General features: G+C 39.4%; 1 pseudogene. It reads left to right on the top strand.

Features of this window, described 5'->3' with window-relative positions:
* A pseudogene (locus tag PVV59_RS09220) lies at positions 1-4,843 on the top strand (hypothetical protein); the annotation flags it as partial.

Here is a 4,843-nt window from a genome sequence, read left to right on the forward strand (position 1 = left end):
CTTGTTAAGTGGGATGAAGAGAAACAAGTAGTCAAGATTGGTGCAGAAAAACACGGTAATACAATCACAATTTCTGATCAGGATAGTAAAGACAGAATCCTTTCAGGAGTTAAGGATGCAGAGCATAGCAATGAAGCAGTTAACAAAGGTCAGCTTGATAAAGGTTTGAAAGATCTTTCTGATAATCTTCAGTCTGATGAATCAGCCGTTGTTCATTATGATAAAAAAGATGATGAAAATGGCAGCATTAATTATGAAAGCATAACTTTAGGAAAAGGCAAGAATGCTGCCCCGGTTGCACTTCACAATGTTGCCAATGGTGAGATTGTTAAGGATTCGCGTGATGCAATTAATGGTAGCCAGATTAATACAATTTCTGGAGATATTGCGAAGTTTTTGGGAGGTGGTACAGCTTTCACAGATGGTGTTTTCACGGGTCCAACCTATAAATTATCTAAGGTTTCTAAAGAAGGTAAGGAAGAAGAAGCTGAATTTAAAGATATTGGTAAAGCGTTTGAAGGTATTGATACGAATATCAGGAATGTGAACCAGCGGATCAAGGATGTGACACAAGGTGTTGCACAGGATTCTTTGGTATGGAGCAAGGATGAGGATGCTTTTAGCGCGCAGCATGGAGAAAAAGAGGAAAGAAAAAATAGTAAAATCACCTCTCTTAAAAAAGGAGATCTTTCAGAGAAATCAACGGATGCGGTGAATGGTTCACAGCTTCATTCTACGAATACTGCCCTTGCGGAGTATTTTGGTGGCGATACTAAGTATGAAGATGGCAAATGGACAAAACCTGATTTCAAAGTTGCACAATTTGATGCTGATGGCACAAAAGGTGACGCAAAGACTTATCATAATGTAGCGGAAGCCTTTGAAGGAGTTAACAGCACTTTCACGACTCTTAATGATGAGATTGGGGATGTAAGAGACAGTATTCTTGTTAAGCAAGCAACAGAGATGACTTTATCGCGTAGTCTGCGTGATGGAGGAACAGGTCTTATCACGATTGGTAGAGGAACCGGCGGCAGTGAAATCAGTATTCTAAATAAGGATAATGGGGCCCGGAAACTTTCCGGTCTACACGACGGGGGTGTCAGTGAAGGTTCAACTGAAGCCATAACGGGTGCTCAGCTTCATGCTTTAGGGAACAGTATAGCCAAATCTTTCGGTGGTAGCGCTAAGTATGAGAATGGTACGTGGACAGATCCAACTTTCACGATCAAGATCTTCGATGCTGATGGCGGATCTAAAGATCAGGTTTATCCTGATGTAGCGAGTGCTTTAACTGGGGTTGGTACTTCTATCACGAATGTTAAAAATGAGATTAGCAACCAAATTAATAAAGAAATTACCAATGTTAAAGGTGATTCTTTATTGTGGAGCGAAACTGATAAAGCCTTTAGTGCTCAGCATGGAGAGGGAAGAGCAAAGAGTAAGATCAAATTTCTTGCAAATGGTGACATTACCGAAGACTCAGCTGATGCGATCAATGGCTCACAACTTTTTACGACAAATCAAAATGTAGGAACTGTATCAAATAATCTCCAAACCGCTGCTACGAAGATAGCTAAAACTTTTGGAGGCGATGCGAAATATGAAAATGGCGAATGGACTGCTCCAACTTTTACGCTTAAAACTGTTAACATCGATGGTGAGGAAAAAGATGAAACTTATCCAGATGTAGCAAAAGCTTTGGCAAGCGTTGGTAGTTCTATTACGAATGTTCAGAATAAAATCACCAATGAGATTACCAACCAAATTAATGATCTTCAATCAGATGATTCAGCTGTTGTTCACTATGATAAGAAGGATGGCACCATTAATTATGGAAGCGTAACTTTTGGTGGTAAAGACAAGACTCCTACGTCTCTCCACAATGTTGCGAATGGTATTATTTCTGATAAATCGCATGATGCAGTCACTGGCGGACAGATTTATAAAATTGGTGAAGATATAGCAAAATTCTTGGGTGGAAATGCAGCTTTTAACAATGGAGCTTTTACAGGTCCAACTTATAAATTATCGTACATTACCAAGGATGGCGTTGTAACAGAAAGTTCTCTTGACAGTGTTGGAACAGCAATTGCAGGGCTTGATATTAATATCAAGAATGTGAATGATCGTATTAAGGAAGTCTCAGAGGGCGTTGCACAAGATTCTTTATCATGGAGCAAGGAAGCGAATGCCTTTAGTGCGCAACATGGAGAAGAAGAAAAAACGAATAGCAAAATTAAATTCCTTGCTGCCGGAGATATTACAAAAGACTCGACTGATGCAATCAATGGTTCTCAGCTTTATTCATTAGGCAAAGATGTTGCAAAATATTTTGGTGGTGGAGCTAGTTATAAAGATGGCACATGGGTTGGTCCAACATTCACGCTTAAAACTTTTAATGGTGAAGGTAAGGAAGAAGAAAAGAATTATCAGACAGTAGCAGAAGCTTTTACTGGAGTTGGAACTTCTATCACCAATGTCAAAAATGATATTACCAAACAGATTAATAATGAGATTAGCAATGTAAAAGGTGAGAGTCTTGTTAAATGGGATGAAGATAGACAAGTAGTCAAGATTGGTGCAGAAAAACACGGTAATACAATCACAATTTCTGATCAGGATAGTAAAGACAGAATCCTTTCAGGAGTTAAGAATGCAGAGCATAGCAATGAAGCCGTTAACAAAGCTCAGCTTGATGATAATGTGACTAAGCTTTCTGATAAAATTGCAGAAATACGTTCATTAGCGGTTTTCTACGATGAAGAAGCAGATTCAGATGAAACAAGTTTTCTTCCCAGATCATTACGTAAAGTTAATAAGAATAGTGTTACTTTTGGAGATCCGAAAACAGGCACTGTTGGTTTGCATAATGTTGGTAATGGTGGAATTTCTTCTGAATCCCATGATGTGGTTAATGGTTCGCAGCTTTTCGAGACAAATAATAAGGTTTCTACTTACTTAGGTGGTGGCGCTGGTTATAAAGATGGCGTATGGAGTGATCCATCTTTTACAGTTAAAACTGTTAAAGATGATGGCAAAGAAGAAGAGGAAACTTATCAGAATGTAGCAGAGGCTTTTGAAGGCGTTGGTACATCTATCAGGAATGTTCAGAATAAAATAACCAATGAAATTACCAACCAGATTAATCATCTTCAGTCAGATGACTCAGCAGTTGTTCATTATGATAAGAAGGGAAAGGATGAAATTAATTATGGGAGTATAACTTTGGGTGGTAAAGATAAAACAACTCCCACAGCTCTTCACAATGTTGCCGATGGTCAGATTGCTGACAGTTCTCATGATGCAATCACTGGTGGACAGATTTATGATCTGCAAAAACAGTTTGCTGGCTATTTAGGTGGTGATGCTGGTTATAATGAGAAAGGAGAATGGCAAGCGCCAAACTATGACTTATCGAATATTGATGGAGAAGGTGCTGTAACAGCTAAATCCCATACCGATGTTGGTTCAGCCTTTAAAGGACTTGATGACAATATCAAGAATGTGAATGCTCGCATTAAGAAAGTTTCAGAGGGCGTTGCAAAAGATTCTTTGAATTGGAGTAATACTGATGGTGCCTTTAGTGCACAGCATGGTGGAAAAGATAGCAAGGCAAACAGCAAAATTAAATTTCTTGCTGCCGGAGATATTACAAAAGACTCTACAGAAGCTATTAATGGTTCCCAACTTTATTCATTAAATCAAACGGTCGCGCAGTACTTAGGTGGTGGTGCTGAATATAAGGATGGAAAATGGATAGCACCAAGCTTTACGCTTAAAATCTTCAAAGATGGTAAGGAAGAAGGAACAAAGACTTATCATAATGTAGCGGATGCATTTTCCGATGTTGATTCTAATTTTACAAATGTCGTTAATAACTTTACTGAGCAGGTCACGAATATTACTCAAGAAGTTCAAGGTGATGCTCTGTTATGGGATCAGAAAAGTAAAGCCTTTGTCGCCCAACATGGAGAAAAAGAAGGTAAAAAAGAAAATAGTAAGATCACCTCTCTTGCGAATGGAGAGATTTCCAAAGTTTCCACTGATGCAGTGACAGGTTCTCAGCTTTATTCTTTACAAGATCAGTTTGCGAGCTATTTAGGTGGCGGTGCTGGTTATGAAGAAGGTAAATGGACCGCTCCTATCTTTAAGGTTAAGAAGTTCGATGATAGTGGCAAAGCAACAGAGCAAGAATATAAAACTGTTGCTGAAGCCTTTGAAGGAGTGAATCAATCTTTCACGAATATTCATAATGAAGTGAATGAGCAAATTAACCAAGTTGTAGGGGACAGCCTTGTTAAACAAAATGAAAAGACACATGTCATATCGGTTGGTGGTGAAACGAATGGTACTCAAGTAAGTTTTGCTAACACTGACGGTATAGAACGGGTCCTTTCTGGAGTTAAAGCAGGAGATCTTTCAGAGAAATCAACGGATGCGGTGAATGGTTCACAGCTTCATTCTACGAATACTGCCCTTGCGGAGTATTTTGGTGGCGATACTAAGTATGAAGATGGCAAATGGACAAAACCCGATTTCAAAGTTGCACAATTTGATGCTGATGGCACAAAAGGTGACGCAAAGACTTATCATAATGTAGCGGAAGCCTTTGAAGGAGTTAACAGCACTTTCACGACTCTTAATGATGAGATTGGGGATGTAAGAGACAGTATTCTTGTTAAGCAAGCAACAGAGATGACTTTATCGCGTAGTCTGCGTGATGGAGGAACAGGTCTTATCACGATTGGTAGAGGAACCGGCGGCAGTGAAATCAGTATTCTAAATAAGGATAATGGGGCCCGGAAACTTTCCGGTCTACACGACGGGGGTGTCAGTGAAG

It is taken from the genome of Bartonella sp. MM73XJBT.G, from assembly GCF_028618435.1.
In the GTDB taxonomy this organism is placed as follows: domain Bacteria; phylum Pseudomonadota; class Alphaproteobacteria; order Rhizobiales; family Rhizobiaceae; genus Bartonella.